Below are 21071 nucleotides of genomic sequence, written 5' to 3' on the forward strand. Positions count from 1 at the left end.
GAAGTGTTGTTAAGAGACACGTTCGGTGTCGTCCTGTTGCTCCTGTGCGAAGTGATCCCTGCTGCCGCACAGGCGCAGAACCACCGCTATTTCCTCAAGCCCTCCGAGGTTGCGCTTCCAAAGGGCGCGCAATGGGGGGAGATCAGGCGCAGTATCCAGCCTTTCGAGAACTGGACATTGATTTGTGATGAGAATCTCAAGCGCAAGGAAAAGACCTGTAATGTTAGCCAGATCATTACCGATCAAGCTGGCGTTGCAATCTTCAGCTGGTCGCTTGCGGCGACCAAAAATGGCGAGCCGTTCCTGCTGTTGCGCGTGCCGCCTCTGGTGGAAAAGCAGCAAGCACTGAAAGTCTCGTTTCCTGGCAGAGCAAAACCGGTCGTTCTCGACTACAAGGGGTGCGATGACAAGATCTGTCTGGCTATGCTTCCCGTCGGCCCTATCACAAGAGAGCATATCGACAGGGAATCCGATGTGACGATCGGCTTTTCCCAAAACCGTCAGCCGGTTGAAATCGTCGTTCCCCTCAAGGGTCTGAAGGCAGCACTGAATGCTATTCATTAGCATGAGTGCGCGCTGTCCACCCACTGGTTTGAGCGTTAAAACCTGCACCATAGGGCTCGCCGATAGGCCATGCAAAGGTTGACAACACACCGGTTTGAATGGTCAAAGCAGGTCTTTGGGCTGACCTCCACCAGCAAGCCGGGCACGCGGCTGTTATCGTCGGGCATGGTGATTTTGTGGTGGCAGCCGGTGCGTTGACGGGAGAAAAAAATGCGTTTGACGGTTTGTGCCATGGGATTGATGATGGGCTTTACCAGTTCAGCCTTCGCACTCAACAGCACAGAAAATCTGCAAAGAGCTCTGGCGCAAATACCGCAAACAGCGCTTTCAAACCCTCAGGCGATGCAGATCCTTTTCGTCGATATCAAGGCGTGGCGCGGGCTTGATAAAGCCGCGCCCTCCGCAGACGCCATGCGCAGGCTGGCTCTGGTTCAGCAAATTCCCGCCCTCCAACCAATCGGTTATGGATTGGATGAATGGTCGAGACATGCGAAAATCGCTTTCGACGACGTGGCTTATTTTGCTTCATTCGGCCAGGCTCCGGCCAGCGTCACCTATTGGGGACTCAAAGATAAGGCCGGCGTCAAAAACCTGCTCGAAAGCCTGAAACAATCGGATTTTGTTGCTGTCGACCCAACCGTTCCGGGCCTTCTTGCCAATGGCGAAGCCGGAAAAATGGATCTATCAAAAGCCAATGCCAAGGACCCATGGCGGGGATCGATGGGGACAGCACGTTTTGTGCTGCCACTTGAGCATGCCCTGGTCGAAACCTCTGCGGCTGACGGCATCAAACAGCTGGCGCAACCAAGCCCCTCCGCGGCTGAAAGCGCAGTCACTCTGACCGCTGTCGCCGGGCTCGACTACGCCATGGCAACCGGTCAAGGCGACATTGTGCAAGCGGCGGTCATCTCGCCGATATTCGGTGCCGAAGCCATCGATCCAGAGAAATTATTGGCGGCAGCGGCTTTGGATCAGGACGCCGCACGACAACAACTTGAGGCGATGGTCAAGGAGCAGGGCCGCGGGGTTCCACCCTATCTCGGCGGCATAATCGCTGACGTCCAGATCAAAGCGACACCGACTGTGGCGATTTCTCTCGCCTATCCCGATTGCCAAACCGCGGATAAGGCAATTGCAGCGATCCAATCGGCATGGGGTGAGATGGCTGCGGCGCAAAATGCGCGCTTTGCCGGAGAAAGCCGTGCAGCGGACAAGCTTTGTGCAGCCGTCGTGACACTGAGCGCTGCCAAAGTGGACAATGCCGGCAATCCGCTGCTCTCGGAAATCATGGATCGCTATATGCAGCGGGATCTGCCGCTGTTGCGCATTGGCACATCGCTCTGAATAAAACGTCGCGCGCGCTTGTTTCACAGCCGCTGCCCTGATCAGGTGGCGGCTGATTTTTATTGCGTGGGTCCTTCATTAGCCCGCCTGCAAATTGCTACGCTGCGGCAACGGCAGGGCGCGCATTGCGCGTGATTGCCCCTGTTCGCCTCTCTTCGCTAAAGCTTGCTCTGCCGCAACAACTCCAGCGCCAAAAGTCTGGTTCACGCCTTTCCTGATGAATGCATCGGGCTGGCCTCTCTGCGCGCTGTCGCGGCGAGACGCGGGAAACAGCATGGCGCTTTAAGCCCGATCGCCAAAGAGCATCCCAACACGAACAGTCCTCATGAAGCGAGCTCGAAATCGCGCAGCCGCTGTTTTCAAGGCCCAAGCCACGGGTGATCAACAGGCAGCGCGTAATGCTCCCGCAATCCGGCAATGCCATAGGCAAGGGGTTGGCCAACAAAAGCGCGCTGCTGGAGGTGGGGGCCGATGGAGATAACACAACCGCATGCCTTGTTCTGAGCTGTTTTTGTTGGGTCGTGTCGAAGCAACGCCGCATCCGACCGCTTGGAAAAATCGAAGATCAAACAACGCATTTTTCAGGAATAACGATTGTATAAAAAATTTCTTTGCCCCTCATCGATCATCGGATTCCTGCCGTTTCTCGCCGCCTGTGTCACTGTCGGGCCGGACCCCCAAAATCCGGCGGTTATTACCCCTAGCGCCTTCAACAGCAAGGCCGATGGGCGGGCTCCGCTCCGCGGTGATTGGTGGAGGACGCTCAATGATCCTGTTCTCAATGCACTTATTGCACAGGCCGTGACCTCGAGCGTCGACCTCGCAGATGCCAAAGCCAAGGTCCGCCTGGCGCGCGCGCAGCTTGCCGCGACAGGCGCCACGCTCTCCCCCTCGCTCAATAGCGACATCGGCTATAAGCGCAGTGATACCGCCGCAACACTGGCTTCCAGCGCCACCAATCTGAGCTTTCAGACGCGCTGGGAATTGGATCTGTTTGGCGGTAACCGACGCGGCGTTGAGGCCGCTTATTACAACGCCTTGTCGGCTGATGAACAGATGCAGGCGGTGCTGCTCACCCTGATTGGTGAGGTTGCGACCAACTATGCCCAGTTGCGCGGCGTAGAGGCGATGATTGTGATTGCCGAACGCAATGCCGCCGCGCAGCAGCGGACCGTCGCGCTGACCAGAACCCAGTTGAGCGCCGGCCAGATATCGCAGGTGGATCTGCTCAGTGCGCAAAACCAGGCGGCGACAACCCTCGCTCATATACCGAGTTTACGCATCCGCTCCGCGTCCTATCTCAACAGTTTGACTGTCCTTGTCGGGCAATCGGCCCTGGTGATCGCACAAACGCTCGCCAAGCCGGCGGCAATACCCAGAGTGCCGCGCGCAGCGGCGACGGGTCTGCCGGCAGATCTGCTGTTCTGGCGTCCCGACCTGCGCGCAGCACAGCACGATTATGCCAGCGCCACAGCCAAGATCGGGCAGGCCGAGGCCACGCTTTATCCCAGCGTTTCCCTGACCGGAACGATCAATACTGGCGGCGCAAATTTCGGCGACCTTGCCAAACACTCAACGATTGGCTGGAGTTTCGGTCCGACCCTCTCGGTTCCGATATTTCAGGGTGGCAAGCTTAATGCCGAGGTCGATAGCGCAAAGGCAAGCCGCGATCTGAGCTTGATTGCCTATAAAAAAGCAATTCTGACAGCGCTCAGTGATGTGGAGAATGCAAGCGTCGCATTCAACCAGAACCATCTGCGCGCCGCGCAGCTGCAGGCCATCGTCCGCAACAGCCGTACGATCAGAGACCTCACGCTCACGCAATTTGAGGGGGGGAGCAAGAGTTTCCTCGAGGTGTTGACCGCCCAACGTGACGTCCTTGATTCCGAAACGAGTCTAGCGGAGCTCAGAACCGATCTGGTGGTCAGTTACATCGCGCTGCAAAAGGCGCTTGGCGGGTCCTGGCACGGTCGGCTGGACGTAAGCAAACCGGAAGTCATCGACGGCTATTCCGGTCCGCATCTGATCAAACGCCCCCTTTCGCCGAGGCTTCCATGACCACCAAGACGACCTCCTCCAAGCCACTGGTGCGCTGGCGCATCTGGCTCGCGCTGCTTGTTCTCCTCCTGGTGATTGGCTTTGCGATCAAGGCACGACTGAACTCCGCCGAGCCGCTGCCCGCCACAACGCGCATTGAGCGTGGCAATCTGGAAAGCGCGGTTCTTGCCACCGGGGTGCTGAAACCGCAGAGCCTGGTTGCGATCGGGGCGCAGGCCACCGGCCGGATCCTTGCACTGAAAGTGCGCCCGGGCCAGAGGGTCAGCAAAGGTGATGTCATCGCGCTGATCGACGCGACATCGCAGCAAAATGAGCTGCAAAAGGCCCAGGCGACCTTGCGCCAGAATGAGGCCACCCGCGCGCAAAACACCGCCCAGCTGGAACTCGCCCGGAGTGATCTTGCCCGCAATCAGCAGATGGTCGCAAAAAAAGCGATCGCGCGCTCGGAATATGACAAGGCTGTGAGCGTGGTCAAGCAACACCAGGCCCTACTCAACCACAGCGAGGCGGTCATCATTGCTTCACAAGTCGAAGTCAAGATCGCCGAGACCAATCTTGCCTATACACGGATCACCGCGCCGATCGATGGCACGGTGCTTGCGACCGTCGTTCAGGAAGGCCAGACCGTCAATGCCGCCCAGTCAGCACCGACGATAGCCATCCTGGGAGCACTCGACACGATGACGGTTGAGGCCGATATTTCCGAGGCCGATATCACCAAGGTGCATGTCGGCCTGCCCCTCTATTTCACAGTGTCCGGCGACAGCGCCAAGCGCTATAAGGCAAAGCTTGCCACCATCAATCCGGCCCCTGAGACCATCGTCAATGACAGAAGCTTCGCTTTGAGCAGCGCGGCTTCTGTCGCGGCAACGTCTGCGGCGGCAATTTACTACAAGGGCATTTTTCAGGTACCCAACGAAGATGGATTCCTGAAGACCTACATGACAGCCGAAATCCATATTGTTCTCGACGAGGCCCGCAATGTCCTGATTGCCCCGGTGTCAGCGTTGCGCAGCGCGCAAGACAACACAGCCACCGTGCGGCTTGTCGGCCCTGACGGTCGCATCAGCGATCGTCTCGTCGTCACAGGCATTACCGACAAGATCAACACGGAAATACGCTCCGGTCTCAAGGCAGGTGACACAATATTGACCGACAACGAGCCGCCAAAGGCCAATCCGGATTCAAACGATGCCGCGATGGAATTTTGAAATGGCAAAGGTTCCACTGATCGCGCTTGAAGGCATTAGTCGCCGCTATCCTGCCGGTGACGGCTTCACTCAGGTGCTCAACAACATCGAGCTGACGATTGAACGCGGCGAGATGGTCGCCATTATCGGTGCTTCAGGCTCCGGTAAATCGACATTGATGAACATTCTGGGATGCTTGGACAGGCCGTCTGAGGGGACCTATCGGATTTCAGGGCGGGAAACCGCCGATCTTTCCCCGGATGAACTCGCGCAGTTGCGACGCGAGCATTTCGGTTTTATCTTTCAGCGCTATCACCTGCTCAGCGAGCTCGATGCGGTCGGCAATGTTGAAATTCCCGCCATCTATGCAGGGCGCGACCGCCAGGCACGGCGCGAAAAGGCAATCAGGATCCTGCAACGCCTTGGCATGGGTGAACGACTACACCATCGCCCCAATCAGCTTTCGGGTGGCCAGCAGCAACGCGTTTCCATCGCACGCGCGCTCATCAATGACGCCACAGTGATCCTCGCGGATGAACCAACTGGCGCGTTGGACCGCCACAGCGGCGAGGACGTGCTGGGAATTTTGCAGCAACTCAATGACGAGGGTCACACGATCATTATCGTGACCCATGATCGCAGCGTCGCCGAACGTGCCAACCGCATCATCGAAATCAGCGACGGGACGATCATTGCCGATAATCGCAAGGCTGAGCCGGTGAGGGGAGAGAAGCAGCAGGTTCAAACGCCGGCAGAACAGGACAAGCCGCATTTTCTCAGTGGCTTAAACGATCGTTTCCTCGAAGCCTTCGCTATGGCACTGCGCTCGATGAATGCGCATCGCATGCGGACGTTCCTCACCATGCTTGGTATCATCATCGGAACAGCTTCCGTGGTTTGCGTGATCGCGCTCGGCCAGGGATCACAAAAGAAAATCCTCGAACAGATCAGTGATCTTGGCAGCAATACGCTTTACATCAGCCCCGGCCGCGGATTTGGTGATCTCAAGGCGGCACAAATTACCACGCTGACCATCCGTGATGCCCAGCAGCTTGAAAAAATGCCCTATGTCATTGCCGCCACGCCGCTGGTGTCCAACGCCTCTACCGTGCGCGTGGGCAACAAGGAAGTGAGTGTGACAGTCAATGGCGTCGGCCCGCAATATTTCGTCACCCTGAAAAGCAGATTGCTCGAGGGGCGGTTCTTCGATCAATCAGCAGTGCAACAGCGCGCCCAGGACGCGCTGCTTGACGAAAATGCCCGCAAGACGCTGTTCCCGCATGAAGAGAGAACAGTGATCGGAAAGATTGTTCTCCTGCGGCAGACGCCTTTGCGCATTATCGGCGTGGTGAAGGCGCGGGAGCAGGGGCTGGGTGCCTCTCAGAACCTTGTGATCTATCTGCCCTACACGACAGTGCAAACCCGCATGACCGGAACCACCGGCTTGGAGTCCATCATTGTGCGTGTTGCCGATACGATGGATTCGAGCGTTGCCGAAAAGATCATCACCTCTTTTCTAAGCTTCAGACACGGGGAAAAAGACTTTTTCATCTTCAATACCAGCAGCCTGCAGAAAACCATCCAAGCCACCACCGCAACATTGGCGCTGTTGGTGGCAAGCATCGCTGGCATATCGCTTTTTGTCGGCGGCATTGGCGTGATGAACATCATGCTGGTCTCGGTTTCCGAGCGCGTCAACGAGATTGGCGTGCGCATGGCCGTGGGCGCGCGGCAAAGTGATATTCTGCAGCAATTTCTCATTGAATCCATTCTCGTCTGTTTGATCGGTGGGCTTGCTGGCGCGGGCTTCGCGCTCGGCTTCGGCGTGTTGTTTGCCCAGTTCAACAGCATGTTTGCGCTGATCTATTCGACGGGTTCAATCCTTGTCGCAATCCTCTGCTCCTCGCTGATCGGCGTTGGCTTTGGCTTCATTCCTGCCCGCAACGCATCTAGACTGGATCCGGTGGTGGCGCTCGCACGCAGTTAGCCAGCCTCGATTGCCGGTTACACCAGGTCAAAGGTGGGCAGCAGCGCTGCGCCCGCCTTGCGTCCTGCTCCCTTGCCAAAGGCCGGCGCGTAATTGTTAGCGGCAATTTCTTGTCATTGTTTGATCCTTGCGCCGGATGCTAGTGATGGTTGGGCAAAGAGTGCGTGGAGCCGACCGGTTTGAAGTTGCCGAAAGCTACTGGGGTGCCCGAAGCTGCTGGGGTACCCGAAAGTTGCTGCGTTCCTTGCGTGCTGCTGCGTTGCATCGCACCGTCCATCGCGCTGGTTTTTCCAGATCTTGCGGCAAGTCCGGCCTACGGTCGTAGCGACATGACCTCCGGCACCCCGCCTGCAGTTTTCAGCACGGCGGTCGTTTCAGCCTATTTTTGAGTCGAACCAGGATACCCAAATGTCAGAGCAAAACGCTGTCAAAGCCTATCTTGCCAATGAGGACGAAATGCTTGCCGTGACGGCGCGCTCAATCGTCCTTGAATTTCCCAACGGTGACACTGTCGAGATCAGCTGGCAACCATCCCATGCGGATGATGACCGCCCCCTGGCGGTCGAAATCTGGGGCGGCAGACGCTGCAGTCACGAAAATCCAACGGCGCTTGCCGATCGGTTCACCACCTTATCCCTGCTGCCGAGCGCCGCAAATCTTGTCCTGGTCCGACCCCATTCCCATCCCCGCCGACAAAGCGAGGGGTGACAGGCATGCGACGTAGTCCCGCCCGGTCCCAGGGGAGAATGCACCGCAATCCGCATACAGCCCGATGAAATGGTCAAAAGCGTTTTTGCACCACGCCTGGGCGACATCCAAAAGACCTGGTCAGCAAGAACGACCAGAGCCGGCTGACGGTCACCACCATTGCCATTGCCCTTCAATGGCTGCGGGAGTCTCCGCCGCAGGAGAGGCTGCATCTCCTCTACTAAAGTGTTCAGAAGCCGGGCTGTTCCACTTCAAACAAAGGAAAATGCTGGTGACACAGGATGACCGAAGAAAAAGCGACGCAACAGCAGCGATTGTGGCAGCCGTGCTGATCGCGGCCATGATCGTCGGGGTGATGTTCTTTCTGCTCAACAATACACCCGCTTGAGGTCAGCGGTATCGCCAAGATCGCAGGCATGAACGGGATCGGGCACAACAACGCGCATGAAACAGCCAAAGGGTCGCGGTGGACCGCCGTAAGCAGGCGCAGCATCCTGGTCTTCTGTTCAGCGGTCGCGCTCTCCTCATCCGCGCTCCCTCTCGCATTCGCCCAAACGCCGACCGCCGCCGCCGCACGTGGCATTCCAGCTCAACGAAATCACCGCTTGCCCGCTTCGCAAGAAATCTGAACCAGCGTGGATCGACCGATCTCTCACGAAGGCGAAAAGCCATTTGGTTGAGGAGATTGAACATGCCGGCAATCGGAACAGCCTCGATCCGGGTCAATCCTATAACCGCCAGCAACGTTAGCGTCTTGTTGATTGAAGCACCCGAACTGCCGCGGTCGCTCCATGCCCTGTTCAGTCTTGTCCAGCAATCAGCGCAGCCCGCAGTTTTTGATAGCATCTGGCTTCGCGCTCCATCCGCCGCCAGGCGCATCCATCACAATTCCCGCGTGAAAACCGCCGCTTCGGCGCCTGTTTTCACGCGGGCGCAGCGCGCATCGTCAAATGCTTCCAGATCGTCTCCGCACGAAACGAAAGCGGCGACTGGTGCCGGAGAATGCGGATTTCAACGGTCAGATTCCAATAGGGATCGGTTGAGGCAAGCGCGATCTCTCCCCGACGCAGTTCCTCCTCAACAAGGCTTTCGGGCAGCCAGGCCATGCCCCAGCCCGCCTGCATCATTGCCTTCAAACCAATTGACATGGTATTCTCATGCACGACCTTGCGCGAAAAGCCCGGCCGGGCCGCGAATTTCTTGGCAAGAGCTGCGCCAAAAAACGAAAATTCACCATAGCTAAGATAAGCGACGGCTGTTCCGGTGGCAATCGCATGATCAAGAACAGGTCCGCTCGCAACAGGCAGCGATACCGGAATAAGCCTCTCGGCGCCCAGAACGACGGAGGGAAAGCGCTCCTTGTCGATGAAGGTTGGTACAGATGGATGCGCATAAGTCAGGAAGAAATCCACCTCTCCCTCACTCAGCGTGGCGATATTATCCTCAAAACCACCCCGATCGGGCACCAGCTGCGAACGGATTGCACCGGTTTCCACCGCAAGTTCTTGCAGCCAGCCGGGAAAAAACGTCACTGTCAACGTATGCAAGGCAGAAAATTTGACCGCTGCACTCAACCCCTGCCGGTTTGCCTGCAGGCTCTCTCGTGTCACATAGAACTGACGAACCGTTTCCTCGGCCACAACCAGAAAGGCCTTGCCCTCCTGCGTGAGTTGAGCCGGGAAGGTCGCGCGGTTGACAAGCGTCACATCCAGCCACACCTCAAGCTGCTTGATGCGACGGGAAAAGGCCGACTGGGTGACATGCCGGGCCGCCGCTGCCCGCGAGAAACTCGCCGTGGAGGCAAGCGCGATGAAATCTTCGAGCCATTTGAGTTCCATCGCCGCGTCTCCATACGTCTCCTCGGGGATATTTCAACCCCTTGTCACACGACCCGTAACGGCCATTTCCATGGTGACGGTACGATATGCAATTTTTGCATAATGCTTGCAAAACATAGCATTGGCCAGCGGTTTTGTTTTCTCCTAGCCTCCAGCCATCACAAATGCAATGGGCCGGAGGTGCAAGCTTGGGAAGAGTCATTTATCTCAACGGACAATTTGTCGAACCGGATGCGGCCAGAATTTCTGTCTTTGACCGCGGCTTTCTGTTTGGCGACGGAATCTATGAAGTCAGCGCGGTGATCGACGGTCAGTTGATCGATAATGATCTCCATCTCGCCCGCCTCAACCGCTCTGTTCAGGCAATCCATATTGCTCTGCCGCTTCCGCTTGCGGAACTTCGCCAGGCGCAGATCGCGCTGATTGACAAGAATCAATTGCGTGAGGGCGTGGTCTATATCCAGATCACCCGTGGCGAGGCTGAACGCGATTTCGTCGCTCCATCCGCCATCACGCCCAATCTCGTCATGTTCACCCAGGCAAAAGATCTGACCAACAATGCCGCCATCCGCGATGGCGTCCGGGTCGATGTCGCCCCCGATACCCGCTGGGCACGCAGGGATATCAAGACCATCATGCTCCTCGCCCAGGTGTTGGCCAAAAAAACAGCCAGGGAGCAGGGCTATCACGAGGTCTGGCTGGAGCAGGACGGATTTGTCACCGAAGGCGCCTCATCCACCGCCTTCATCCTTTCCAAAGACAATGTTCTGATCACCCGCCCCAATTCCCAAGTCATCCTGCCCGGCTGCACGCGCCGCGCGGTGCTTGAAATCGCCGCAGAAAACAATCTCCGCATCGAGGAGCGCCTGTTCACAATCGATGAGGCAAAGGCCGCAAGCGAAGCCTTCCTCACCAGCGCCTCGAGTTTTGTCACGCCGGTGATCGGCATCAAGGCCGACACCATCGCCGATGGCCGGCCCGGACCGGTCACCCGCAGGCTTCAGGAGGTCTATCTGAAGCTCGCACGCTCGCCGGTCAAACCCGGTCTCTAACCTCAAAAAAATGAAAGCAAGAGGGGAACATGAAAAAACAAAAATCAATCATCACACTGACCTTGAGCATGCTTTTGGCCGGCTTCGCGCTCATGCCACTCAGCGCTGCGGCCGAAACCGAAGGCTATGGCGATTGCCCCTTGCTGGGCAAGCAGGCGACGGCGCAGATCCATCCGGCAATTGCCGGACAATTGACCGTCATCATCAATTTGCCGGCACTCGGCCAGTTCAATGGTGACACGCCTGAAACCATCCGCGACGGCTACGAATTCTGCATGGCCGTCAACATCGCACATCGGCTGGGACTCAACAAGGTCAAGCTCGTCAATGCATCCTTTGATTCCATCGTCGCCGGGCAGAACCGCGATTATGATATTGCCCTGGCGCTCATCTCCGTCACCGAACCGCGCCGCAAAGTGGTCGACTTCTCCGCGCCCTACATGAATTCCGATTACGGCGTGGCGGCACGTTCGGATAAGAAGATCGGCCAGACCGAGATCAAAAATGCGCGCATCGGCACTCAGGCCGGCACCACTCTGGTGCCTTTCGCCCAAGACGTGCTGCAGGTCAAAAGCCTCGATGTGTTCGATGACACCGCCTCGATGTTCACGGCTTTGGCCGCCGGCAAGGTTGACGCTGTGATGACCGACCTTTCCATCATTCTGGGACAGGTCAAGAACGCCAATGGCAAGCTTGCGGTGGTCGGCAAATATCATTCGGGCGGAGAAACCGCAGGGATCTATCCCAAGGGCTCCGAAAACAAGGCGGTCATCGATCAGTTGATCAGCGATATGAGCAAGGACGGAACCCTGCGAACGCTTGAGGCCAGCTATCTGTTGCCCTCCTGGGGAACATCCCCCGCTGATGTCCCACTCTGGCAACCCTGACACCGGGCTGAACGGGCGGTTCACCGCCGCCCGCCCCCGTGATTTCGCCCTCATCGCAGCGCATCTCCCAGAGAGATGCCCTGCAACTTTCTGCGAGAATGCTTATGTCTCATCCGACCCCCGACGTCAGTGCCGAACGGGCCCGGCTGTGGCGGGCCAAAAATACGGTCCGCACACATATTGGCCGCGCCTGGCTGACCTTCGCCTTTGCCTTTCTCACCCTGCTCGCCACCGCGCAGACCATCTACAGCGTCGCAACCTTCACCTTGCTGCAGGGCTGGCAGGCGCTACCGGTGCTCAGTGCCGGTATCGCCATGCTTGCGCCGCCACTTCTGATCCTGTGGTTCGCCTTTCAAAGCCTCAGGCTCGCGCAAGCCGCAGGTGTTGCAACCGATATCTATCAGGGGCGCGCATGGGGTGCCAGGGCCTCCGATGTTTCCTGGCAGGCCATTTCCTACGCAATCGCCATGCTGCTTCTTTGTGCCGGCGCCTGGTTTCTCATTGTCAATGATGCCGCAGTCAGCCGCACTTTCTTTGATGTCAACCTGATCATCCGATCCGCACCAACGGTCATCAAGGCCTTCGGCACCAATATTCTCATCTTCCTGGTTGCGGCGGTGCTGATCCTGGTCTGGGCGCTGGTCATCGCCATTGCCCGCACGCTGCCGGGAAAGGCCGGACGGCCCATCCGCCTCATTGCAACCTTCTACAGCGATTTGTTTCGCGGCCTGCCGGCCATCATCACCATCTATCTGATCGGCTTTGGCCTGCCGCTCACCGGCTTGCCGATCTTGAAGGATCTGTCATCAAACGCCTATGCGATCATCGCGCTGACCTTGACCTATGGCGCCTATACATCGGAAGTCTATCGCTCCGGCATTGAAAGCGTGCATCCAAGCCAGATCGCCGCCGCTCGCTCGCTGGGTCTGTCCTATAGCCGCACCATGCGCCACGTCGTTATCCCGCTCGCTGTGCGCGGCATCATTCCGCCGCTGATGAACAATTGCATCAGCTTGCAAAAGGACACTGCGCTGGTGGCGATCATCGGCACCATTGACGCATTCAACCAGTCCAAGATCATTGCAAGCAACTACTTCAATCTGTCCGCCGTCACCACGGTCGCCCTGCTGTTCATTCTCATCACCATCCCGCAGGCCCGCTTTGTCGATCGCCTCATCGAGCGGGACCGCAGGAAAATGCGTTCGGGCCTGTAAGGAAAAATCATGGCACTCGTTGAAATCGACCAGGCCGTCAAGCGCTATGGTGCTCTTGAGGTTCTCTCGGGCATCAGCCTGAATATTGAACACCATCAGGTCGTCTGCCTGATTGGGCCGTCTGGCTGCGGCAAGTCCACCCTGTTGCGCTGCATCAATCGTCTGGAAACGATCGATCAAGGTGAAATCAGACTTCATGGCGATCGCGTCACCGGTCCCGGTGTCGAACTGAATCTGCTGCGGCGGGAAATCGGTATCGTGTTCCAGGGTTATAATCTGTTCCCACATATGACGGTGATGGAAAATGTCACCCTGGGTCCGATCCGCGTTCTCGGGGTTCCCGCACGACAAGCTCAGGAAAAGGGGCGCAGTCTGCTGGCGCGGATCGGCCTCGACCATAAGGCCGGTGAATATCCGGACCGCCTGTCGGGCGGCCAGCAACAGCGGGTGGCGATTGTGCGCGCTTTGATGATGGATCCGACCTTGTTGCTTCTCGACGAAATCACCTCGGCGCTTGACCCGGAACTGGTCTCCGAAGTGCTCGACATTGTGCGCGATCTTGCTCAAAAGGGCATGACAATGGTGCTGGCCACCCATGAAATGGGCTTTGCACGCGAAGTGGCGGATAAAGTCTGCTTCCTGCAAAGCGGCAAGGTCTATGAGGAGGGACCCCCGGCCCAGATCTTCGGCAATCCGCAAGGCGAACGCACCAAGGCGTTTCTAAAACGGATCATCGAAGCCGGTCGGCTTTGACGCCGGCTCTATCAGCGGATAGGTTTCGCAAACAACAAGGACAGGCATCATGGCATCTGCCCGCGATTTTCGTCTGATCTGTGGCACCATGCCCACAGGCCGCAACAATAGGATCACCGATGTCGCCGGTGTCCGCGTTGGCCATCACACATTGCGCCATCCGGCATGCGGCAATGGTGCAATCAATACCGGCGTGACCGCCATCGTTCCACATGGCGGAAATCTCTACCGGCAAAAGCTCGTCGCCGCATGTGAAATCATCAACGGTTTTGGGAAAAGCGCTGGCCTGATCCAGATCGAGGAGCTCGGGCAGCTGGAAACGCCCATTCTTCTCACCAACAGCTTTGGTGTGGGAAGCTGCACCAATGCGCTGATCAGGCAGGCCATAAAATCTAATCCTGATATCGGTCGCAGCACCGCCACCGTCAATGCGGTCGTACTGGAATGCAATGACGGGCCGCTCAATGATATTCAGGCGATGGCGGTGAGCGAACACCATGCCGAGCTTGCCCTGCAAGCCGCACAAAGCCATGTCCAACAGGGCAATGTCGGTGCCGGTACCGGGATGAGCTGCTTCGGCTTCAAAGGGGGGATCGGCTCCGCATCGCGCCGTTTTGAACTCAATGGCAAGGATCATCATCTGGGCATTCTGGCGCTGACGAATTTTGGCCGGGCTGGCGATCTGATCCTGCCCGATGGCAGACGGCCTTGCCCGCAGGCTGATGCCCAGCCGGAAAAGGGGTCGGTCATTGTGGTGCTTGCCACCGATACGCCTGTTGAACATCGTCAGCTCAAACGTATCGTCAAACGCTGCGGCGCTGGCCTGGCGCGGCTCGGTGCGTTCTGGGGCCACGGCAGTGGCGATATTGCGGTCGGCTTCTCCACCGCTCAGTCGATCGACCACGACGAGACCCGTGACATCGTGCCGATGGAAGTCATCCATGAAAACCGGATCGATATCCTGTTTCGCGCCGCAGCCGAAGCAACCCAGGAGGCGGTGCTCAATTCGATGTGTGAGGCCGAGGCGCTCACCGGGCGTGATGGCAATTTCCGTCCGTCCCTGGCCGACTGGCTCAGGCGCAGCTAAACGCATCATTGCCACACTAAAATGCGGAGGACAGCATGGCACCAAGCACACTAGCAAACAAACGGCGCAGGCCGCAGATCGCCGTCATCATGGATGAAAACACCGGCGCCGGCGGCGATCGCTACGACATCTCAAAGCACTATTTCGAGGCCATCGCGCGCGCCGGCGGCATTCCCTATGGCATTCCCTATCTTGGCGGAATTGTCCAACAGGTGATCGCGGATTTCGACGGATTCCTCAGTGTCGGCGGCCGGATCCAATTTCCAACCGAGTGGTATATCGACGGTGACCAATCCGCTTTCCCGGCCTCCGACCGCCTGGCAATCGAAAGCGCCCTGATGCAGGGTTTCCTTGCCGTGGATAAACCGGTGCTGGGGATTTGCAACGGCATGCAGATGCTCGGCTGTCTCAATGGCTGCCGGATGGTCTCCGATATCAGCAGCCATAGGCCCGGCGGTCTTCTCCACGACAGCAGCGCGCTCACCCATGACGTGCTGGTCGATCCCGATAGCCGGATCGGCTCCATGCTGGGTTCGGCTTCCTTTAGCGTCAACACGTTTCATCGCGAAGCGCTTGTCGAAATATCCAATGCAGTCACCGTCGCCGCCCGCGCTTCCGACGGCGTTGTTGAAGCGATTGAGGTGCCTGGCCACACCTTCGCGGTCGGACTGCAATGGCATCCCGAGCGGATGTATTCAGCCCGCCACAGCGATGAGAATGGCGGCGCGCAGCAGCGCCCCCATCCCGGATTGCGGGTCTTTGACGCCTTTATCGACGCGGCGTCGCCAGCCTGATGCCAGCCTGATTGCCCCAAGCACAAAAACTGCCATCAACCTGTCGCGTAAGGAGAAAACATGAAACTGTTCATTTCAGCCGATATGGAAGGCACTGCCGGGATCCTGTCTTGGGACGAGGCGCAACACGGTCACGCCGATTACCAGGAGTTCAGAGCGTTGATGACGGAGGAAGTGGTGGCGGCCTGTCACGGCGCGCGGGCTGGCGGCGCCACCCAGATCCTGATCAAAGATGCGCATGACAGCGGTCGCAATCTGATCCTCGAGCGGCTGCCAGACTACGCCCAGATCGTGCGCGGCTGGTCTGGTCATCCGGATTCGATGATGTTCGGTCTTGATGACAGCTTCTCTGGCGCTTTCTATATCGGTTATCACTCCAAAGCCGGAACAGAAGCCAATCCGCTGGCCCATACGTTCAATCTGCGGATTTCCCGGCTCATTCTCAATGATGCGGTGGTTTCCGAATTCACCATCAACGCGCTGTGCGCGGCGCGCTACAAGGTGCCATCGCTGCTGGTGAGCGGCGACGCCGGTATCTGTCACGATGCGCAGGATCTGGTGGGCGGGATAGCGACGGTTGAAACCTTGACCGGTTATGGCGCAGCCGCCTTGTCGATAGCGCCGGCCGCAGCGCGCGTGGCGATTGCCGCAGCGGCAGAGGCAGCTGTCCAGAAGAGTGCTGAAATTACGCCGCCGGCCATTGCCAAACAGCTTCGCCTGATCCTTGAATTCAACAATCCCTGTGATGCCTATCGCGCGTCATTCTATCCAAATGCCCATAGCAACGGTCCCCGATCCGTGCTGTTTGAAACGACCGATTATTTCGAGATCCTGCGCGCGCTGCGTTTCATGAAGAGTTGAGCCGTGATGATGGCCCGCTCATCCTAGAAAGAACCGCGTTGCAATCCTCCCGCACTTGATGCCGGGCTCTTTGATGACGACAATGAACGCCTGCGATCCACATGCGGGAGGGCCCCTTGGCGCGCGGCAGCGGCTGTTGCGGACCGCCGCGAAGTCAAAAAAAGTCAGGTTGCGCAGTGTTCAAGCCGCGCGACCCAAAGGCATCTGCGCTTGTTGCAATTGCAAGGACTGCCGCTTGTCACTGCAAGACGTGAGGCACAGGTTCCGCCGCGCCGAAGCGACCATAGGCTGACAGATCCACCGCTGCGACTTTTCTGATCCGAGCGATCTCTGGGAACGTTCTTCAAACATCTTCGTTGATGTCCCACCAGCAGGGAAGGTCACAGATGGATCAGTTTTATTCGGCGCTGCATGAAGCGCTCAATTCCGATAATTTCAATGTCTGGCCACATATTATTACGCTGGCTGCCGCCTATATTCTGGCGCTTCCGATTGGCTTTCATCGCGAACGCGAGGAACGCAGCGCGGGCCTGCGCACCTTCCCGCTCGTCGCCGTCGCCAGTTGCGGCTTTGTCCAGGCAACCGAAGGGATCACCACCGACAATCCGGAAGCGCTGGCGCGCATCATCGAAGGGGTGATCACTGGCATGGGCTTTATCGGCGGCGGCGCCATCCTGCGGCTGAGCACTTCGGTCAAGGGGACAGCAACAGCGGCCAGCCTCTGGGCAACCGGTGCGATCGGAATCGCCTGCGCTGTCAACGCTTTTGATGTCGCCATCATCATCATGATCTTCGCCCTGATCACCCTGTTCCTGTTTTCGAACGGCAAGACCGGACCCGCGCATTCGGACCAAGAACAGCGCGCGGAAAAGCCCGACAAGATTTTGTGAGCCAGATACGCGCAGCCCGCAAAAGCCGGACGCGCGCAACCCGCAAAACATGTCATAAAGGTCAAGGGTCGCTCTTGCGAATTCACGCGCCAACGCCTTGGCAGCAAAACCACAGGATGCGGGTTATTTTACCGCGCTCGAAAATGCCACAAGCTTGTCCCCAACCAGATGGTAGTCAGTGCTTTTTTGAGCAACGCCGCCAGTCCAATCATTGCGCGTGATCTTCGTCAAAGTGAAGATCCGCTTGCTGGCGTCCGTGCCATCCTGATGCTGCGCAACCGCCACTAAAAAACTCTCGCCGGCCTCCAGCATGAACGCCTTGTTCAGACGCAGTCGCGCCGAAACCACACGATGGCTCTCATCGGTCAAAAGAAGTTCGACATCACCGGTCGCGCCCTCTTCACCCACGTCTAATGTCAGCGGCACCGCCACAATCCAGGGATCGTGGACGTGGTCGCCCTCTGCGCAGCGCAATCCGGCAACAGGCCAGGTTTCGGTCGTGTCTTCGATGGTGTAATCGCCCCAGCGAAGATAGCCATTATCATCTCGTTTTACTGGATAGGCCTGGTTGATGATTGCGTTAGCCTTGCTGCTGCAATCAGCGCCCGCCGCCAGTGCTGGCAGGCTGAGCGGAAACATTATCAACAAGAACAGAAACAGCGGATGAGCAGTGCGATAAATGGACAGTTCATTCTCCAGAGATCTGGTTGAAATCCCCGTTGTTAGTGCAAATGTTTCATGATCGAAAATCCCATTTTCTTGTGGGGCGGCGCATAGCCAATCCCACGAAGGCAAATGCCGTGAAAAAAATGTCTCACAAAAACGGATGCGGGGGCACAATGCACCCTTCGCTATCGCTTGATCGCCTCAACCCATCCCAGCCGCGCGGGTCAATCACCATGACAGCGACAAGCACGGCTAACCACCGCAGGCGCACGCCAGGGTTTAAAGCGCTCTCCTTGCGTCGCGGGACAAGTGATCGGGCAGCCGTGATTCGCAACAGCCGCGCCGACCAGCTTGCTTGATCTCTTTGCCAAACTGCCGTGTCTGCGCCGGGTCGGTTCAGGGGCAGGTGGGTGCAATTGGCTTTCGTCATCCTGGGGTGGCGTCGCGCGCGTCACCAGCAGGATCAGGACCAATGCTGACTATCTGATTTTATGGCAGATTTTACGGTGCTTCTGCGGTACGGCCTTTTCAAGGCGAGCGGATTTTCATTCTATAAAGCGCGCATACCGCTTCGCCATTCATTGCGCTATCCAATATCTTAGCAATAAGTAAAACGAAATATAGATCGCCAAATTAATGGATTTAAAACTCTAATGATTTGTTATAAATAGAACGAAAGATATTTCTGATTTTGGAAACAATCGAAAGGAAATATAACGGATGCCTAATATATAAAAATGCATATATATTTCTATATCAGTGCAGTAGAGAGATATGTAAGTGATATGGAATGTTTCCATAAAGAAAATATTTATAAGCATCTTTCGCTCTTATTATTCATTTGCAAGTAAAAATAACAGACAATGCAGGGAGCCGCAGGCCGGCTTCTGTTCAGAATCTGGACATTTTGTGGAGGAGAACGCCTCCCAAACGGAGATAGTTGCATGCGTCGCAAGTCCCTCACCCCGCAAAAAAAGCGCGATCTCCTGCTGGCAGGTGTCTCGGCCTTAGCCCTGGTGCTGACCCAGGCGCCACCTGCATCAGCGGCCAATTATTCTATTGACGGCGGCACAACCGAGACCGTTCCTGGCACCCATCCTGCCCTTTGGGATCTGGATGGCGATGACCTGCAAGTCGGTGTGCAGACCCGCGGCACGCTGCAGATTAACGGCGGCGGCGTCGTCAAGGCCGGGGCGGTGGTGGTTGCCGACAACCCGAATACCACGGGCATCATCACGGTGGATGGCGCGGGTGCCAAACTGATCGCTACAGACACGGCGCAGCAGAGTCTTATCGCACGAGATGGCAACGGACAGCTCAGCTTCACACGCGGCGGTACGGGAGATTTTCATTACTGATGGTGGGCGCCGACACAGGGTCGATCGGCACGCTCAGCGTGGATGGCGTTGGCTCGACAGTGGCCGCCACCGACACCTTATGGGTGGGTGCGAATGGCACCGGAACGCTGAGGGTCGTCAATGGTGGCGCAGTGACCGCAAATGTGCTCGATATCGGGAAAAAATACACTGCTGGTGCGACCAATAATGGTTCGGTGCTGATCAGTGGTCGGGGATCCACAGTCACAGCCCAGACAGGCAGTATCAGCAATGCCGGTGAGGGGTCGATAACGCTCTCCGGTGGCGGTGTTTTAAGCGTAGGCACACTCACACTGGCCGGTGGGTCTGCCAATGACAGCAAGGGCAGTCTCAACATCGGTGCTGCCCCTGGACAGGCGGCGGCAGCCGGCGGCACGTTTTCCGGCAATGTGGTCTTTGGCCCCGGCGACAGCGCCATCAACTTCAATCATACAGATGGCCTCCTGATCGACGCTTCGATTTCCAGTGCAGCGCAATCGCCCGATAGCGGCACCATCAATCAGATCGCCGGAGACACAACGCTGACCGGCGATAATTCGAGCTTCGGCGGCGCTGTCTTGATCACCGGGGGCGTTCTTGAACTGGGTCGTAATGGCGCCAGCGGTGACCTGGGGACCGCCAGCATCAGTACTGGAAGCGATGCGACCCATCATGGTTATCTGGTGTTTCGACGCACCGATCTGTTCACGGTCAATAATGTCATCAGCGGGACAGGTATTGTCGGCCAATACGGAACCGGCACGACCGTGCTGACACAGAGCAACAGCTATTCCGGCGGCACGGAGTTCTCTCGGGGAACGCTCTCTGTGTCTGCGGAGGACAATCTGGGAGCTGCGGCGGGCACTCTCACGTTTAACGGCGGCACGTTACAGATGACCGGCACCAGCATGACGTCAACGCAGCGCGACATCATCTGGGAAGCGGGTGGCGGCGGCTTTGACATTGCGGACGCGAATAATGTCTTCACGATCAGCCAGGGAATTGGAACTGTCGCCGTTTACGGTGGCAAGCTTACCAAGACCGGGGCTGGTACATTGGTTTTATCGGGGATCAATCATTATGAGGGTGGCACCGATATTGATGCTGGCACGCTTTCGGTCTCTGCCGACAACAATCTTGGCAATATAAACGGCGATCTGCGCTTTGCGGGGGGCACGCTTGAAGCAACTTCGAATCTGACAACCGACCGTGCCGTGCGCCTGTCGGGGGCAGGGGGCGCGCTTGCTGCGACCAGTGGCAACACACTCACGCTTGCAAACAGTGTTAGCGATCTGGGTGCTGCGCCGGGCACTTTGACCAAGACCGGCAGCGGCACCGTCATTCTTGCTGCGGCCAATAGCTATTCGGGCGGGACGGTGATTTCGGAAGGAACATTGCGATTGGGATCCGGCTCGGTTGGGCATGATGGGCTGATTTCCGGAGATGTTGTCAATAATGCCAGCCTGGTTGTCGCCAATCTTGGCCTCACCGCGCTCGAAGGCGTGATCAGTGGCACCGGAGCATTAACCCAGCAAGGCCCCGGCATCCTGACGCTGAGTGGTCGCAATACCTATAGTGGCGGGACCACGCTTCTCGCGGGAACCATTTCGGTCAGTCAGGACACCAATCTTGGCGTAGTATCGGGCGGCTTGACGCTTGATGGTGGCACCTTGCAGGTGACCGGAACCGACTATGAGGAGACCCAGCGCAGCATCGATTTTGGGTCTCATGGCGGCGGCTTTGATATTGTTGACGCCAATAACAGTTTTACTGTCTCTTCGGCGTTGTCCGGCACAGGCGCTTTCACCAAGACCGGTGCCGGC

19 protein-coding genes are annotated in these 21071 nt (G+C 57.5%); 16 read left to right on the forward strand and 3 right to left on the reverse strand.

Features of this window, described 5'->3' with window-relative positions:
- The first annotated feature begins 3 nt into the window (after positions 1 to 3).
- From QBD00_RS22770 to QBD00_RS22795, 6 genes are all read left to right on the forward strand, one after another.
- Entirely contained in the window at positions 4 to 564 is a 561-nt protein-coding gene (locus tag QBD00_RS22770; RefSeq protein ID WP_318580600.1) for an invasion associated locus B family protein, read from the forward strand.
- 210 nt (positions 565 to 774) lie between these two features.
- On the forward strand, positions 775 to 1908 hold the full coding sequence (locus QBD00_RS22775; protein WP_318580601.1) for a hypothetical protein: 1134 nt from the start codon (positions 775 to 777) through the stop codon (positions 1906 to 1908).
- A 594-nt stretch (positions 1909 to 2502) separates the two neighbouring features.
- Positions 2503 to 3966 carry an efflux transporter outer membrane subunit gene (locus QBD00_RS22780; RefSeq protein ID WP_191793581.1) on the forward strand — a complete coding sequence of 488 codons (1464 nt, stop codon included), beginning with the start codon at positions 2503 to 2505 and terminating at the stop codon, positions 3964 to 3966.
- Positions 3963 to 5177 carry an efflux RND transporter periplasmic adaptor subunit gene (locus QBD00_RS22785; protein ID WP_151094238.1) on the forward strand — a complete coding sequence of 405 codons (1215 nt, stop codon included), beginning with the start codon at positions 3963 to 3965 and terminating at the stop codon, positions 5175 to 5177. Before QBD00_RS22780 ends, QBD00_RS22785 begins: the two co-directional genes overlap by 4 nt.
- A gap of 1 nt (position 5178) precedes the next feature.
- Positions 5179 to 7143, forward strand: coding sequence for a MacB family efflux pump subunit (locus QBD00_RS22790; RefSeq protein WP_318580602.1), 1965 nt, complete (start codon positions 5179 to 5181; stop codon positions 7141 to 7143).
- 408 nt (positions 7144 to 7551) lie between these two features.
- Positions 7552 to 7851, forward strand: coding sequence for a hypothetical protein (locus tag QBD00_RS22795; RefSeq protein ID WP_318580603.1), 300 nt, complete (start codon positions 7552 to 7554; stop codon positions 7849 to 7851).
- Positions 7852 to 8080: 229 nt separating this feature from the next.
- Here the strand turns inward: QBD00_RS22795 and QBD00_RS22800 are convergent, their stop codons facing one another.
- Together QBD00_RS22800 and QBD00_RS22805 are read right to left on the reverse strand one after the other, a co-directional pair.
- Positions 8081 to 8434 carry a hypothetical protein gene (locus tag QBD00_RS22800; RefSeq protein WP_151094244.1) on the reverse strand — a complete coding sequence of 118 codons (354 nt, stop codon included), beginning with the start codon at positions 8432 to 8434 and terminating at the stop codon, positions 8081 to 8083.
- Between the two features lie 340 nt (positions 8435 to 8774).
- On the reverse strand, positions 8775 to 9689 hold the full coding sequence (locus QBD00_RS22805; protein ID WP_151094246.1) for a LysR family transcriptional regulator: 915 nt from the start codon (positions 9687 to 9689) through the stop codon (positions 8775 to 8777).
- A gap of 188 nt (positions 9690 to 9877) precedes the next feature.
- Between QBD00_RS22805 and QBD00_RS22810 the strand changes: the two genes are divergently transcribed.
- The 8 genes from QBD00_RS22810 to QBD00_RS22845 all read left to right on the forward strand — a co-directional run bounded on the left by QBD00_RS22810 (position 9878) and on the right by QBD00_RS22845 (position 17227).
- A complete protein-coding gene (locus QBD00_RS22810) occupies positions 9878 to 10741 on the forward strand; it encodes a D-amino-acid transaminase (protein WP_318580604.1) in 864 nt (287 codons plus the stop codon).
- A 29-nt stretch (positions 10742 to 10770) separates the two neighbouring features.
- Positions 10771 to 11628: an ABC transporter substrate-binding protein gene (locus tag QBD00_RS22815; protein WP_191793576.1), complete on the forward strand. Its 858-nt coding sequence runs from the start codon at positions 10771 to 10773 to the stop codon at positions 11626 to 11628.
- A 104-nt stretch (positions 11629 to 11732) separates the two neighbouring features.
- On the forward strand, positions 11733 to 12842 hold the full coding sequence (locus QBD00_RS22820; protein ID WP_151094252.1) for an amino acid ABC transporter permease: 1110 nt from the start codon (positions 11733 to 11735) through the stop codon (positions 12840 to 12842).
- A gap of 9 nt (positions 12843 to 12851) precedes the next feature.
- Entirely contained in the window at positions 12852 to 13595 is a 744-nt protein-coding gene (locus QBD00_RS22825; RefSeq protein ID WP_318580605.1) for an amino acid ABC transporter ATP-binding protein, read from the forward strand.
- A gap of 46 nt (positions 13596 to 13641) precedes the next feature.
- Positions 13642 to 14682, forward strand: coding sequence for a P1 family peptidase (locus QBD00_RS22830; RefSeq protein ID WP_151094256.1), 1041 nt, complete (start codon positions 13642 to 13644; stop codon positions 14680 to 14682).
- Positions 14683 to 14717: 35 nt separating this feature from the next.
- Positions 14718 to 15476, forward strand: coding sequence for a gamma-glutamyl-gamma-aminobutyrate hydrolase family protein (locus QBD00_RS22835; RefSeq protein ID WP_151094258.1), 759 nt, complete (start codon positions 14718 to 14720; stop codon positions 15474 to 15476).
- A 60-nt stretch (positions 15477 to 15536) separates the two neighbouring features.
- The gene (locus QBD00_RS22840) at positions 15537 to 16337 is read left to right on the forward strand and encodes a M55 family metallopeptidase (protein WP_191793575.1); all 801 of its coding nucleotides are present in this window, start codon (positions 15537 to 15539) and stop codon (positions 16335 to 16337) included.
- A gap of 386 nt (positions 16338 to 16723) precedes the next feature.
- Entirely contained in the window at positions 16724 to 17227 is a 504-nt protein-coding gene (locus tag QBD00_RS22845; RefSeq protein ID WP_151094262.1) for an MgtC/SapB family protein, read from the forward strand.
- Between the two features lie 123 nt (positions 17228 to 17350).
- On the opposite strand, the gene QBD00_RS22850 is transcribed toward QBD00_RS22845, so the two are convergent.
- Entirely contained in the window at positions 17351 to 18067 is a 717-nt protein-coding gene (locus tag QBD00_RS22850; protein ID WP_318580606.1) for a hypothetical protein, read from the reverse strand.
- 770 nt (positions 18068 to 18837) lie between these two features.
- On the opposite strand from QBD00_RS22850, the gene QBD00_RS22855 reads away from it, so the two are divergent.
- Both QBD00_RS22855 and QBD00_RS22860 read left to right on the forward strand, forming a co-directional pair.
- A complete protein-coding gene (locus tag QBD00_RS22855) occupies positions 18838 to 19251 on the forward strand; it encodes a hypothetical protein (protein WP_318580607.1) in 414 nt (137 codons plus the stop codon).
- Positions 19251 to 21071 (forward strand): beta strand repeat-containing protein (locus tag QBD00_RS22860; protein ID WP_318580608.1); only part of this gene is annotated, 1821 nt, incomplete at its 3' end. The genes QBD00_RS22855 and QBD00_RS22860, both read left to right, overlap by 1 nt.

Origin of the sequence: Ochrobactrum sp. AN78, assembly GCF_029909885.1 — a bacterium.
GTDB classification, from domain to species: domain Bacteria; phylum Pseudomonadota; class Alphaproteobacteria; order Rhizobiales; family Rhizobiaceae; genus Brucella; species Brucella quorumnocens.

Excerpts from the sequence above, each read along its gene's own strand:
- QBD00_RS22790 (WP_318580602.1), top strand. The coding sequence starts at position 5,179 with ATGGCAAAGGTTCCACTGATCGCGCTTGAAGGCATTAGTCGCCGCTAT.
- QBD00_RS22815 (WP_191793576.1), top strand. The coding sequence starts at position 10,771 with ATGAAAAAACAAAAATCAATCATCACACTGACCTTGAGCATGCTTTTG.
- QBD00_RS22800 (WP_151094244.1), bottom strand. The coding sequence starts at position 8,434 with ATGCCACGTGCGGCGGCGGCGGTCGGCGTTTGGGCGAATGCGAGAGGG.
- QBD00_RS22805 (WP_151094246.1), bottom strand. The coding sequence starts at position 9,689 with ATGGAACTCAAATGGCTCGAAGATTTCATCGCGCTTGCCTCCACGGCG.
- QBD00_RS22845 (WP_151094262.1), top strand. The coding sequence starts at position 16,724 with ATGGATCAGTTTTATTCGGCGCTGCATGAAGCGCTCAATTCCGATAAT.
- QBD00_RS22855 (WP_318580607.1), top strand. The coding sequence starts at position 18,838 with ATGCGTCGCAAGTCCCTCACCCCGCAAAAAAAGCGCGATCTCCTGCTG.
- QBD00_RS22835 (WP_151094258.1), top strand. The coding sequence starts at position 14,718 with ATGGCACCAAGCACACTAGCAAACAAACGGCGCAGGCCGCAGATCGCC.
- QBD00_RS22795 (WP_318580603.1), top strand. The coding sequence starts at position 7,552 with ATGTCAGAGCAAAACGCTGTCAAAGCCTATCTTGCCAATGAGGACGAA.
- QBD00_RS22825 (WP_318580605.1), top strand. The coding sequence starts at position 12,852 with ATGGCACTCGTTGAAATCGACCAGGCCGTCAAGCGCTATGGTGCTCTT.
- QBD00_RS22785 (WP_151094238.1), top strand. The coding sequence starts at position 3,963 with ATGACCACCAAGACGACCTCCTCCAAGCCACTGGTGCGCTGGCGCATC.
- QBD00_RS22840 (WP_191793575.1), top strand. The coding sequence starts at position 15,537 with ATGAAACTGTTCATTTCAGCCGATATGGAAGGCACTGCCGGGATCCTG.
- QBD00_RS22820 (WP_151094252.1), top strand. The coding sequence starts at position 11,733 with ATGTCTCATCCGACCCCCGACGTCAGTGCCGAACGGGCCCGGCTGTGG.
- QBD00_RS22775 (WP_318580601.1), top strand. The coding sequence starts at position 775 with ATGCGTTTGACGGTTTGTGCCATGGGATTGATGATGGGCTTTACCAGT.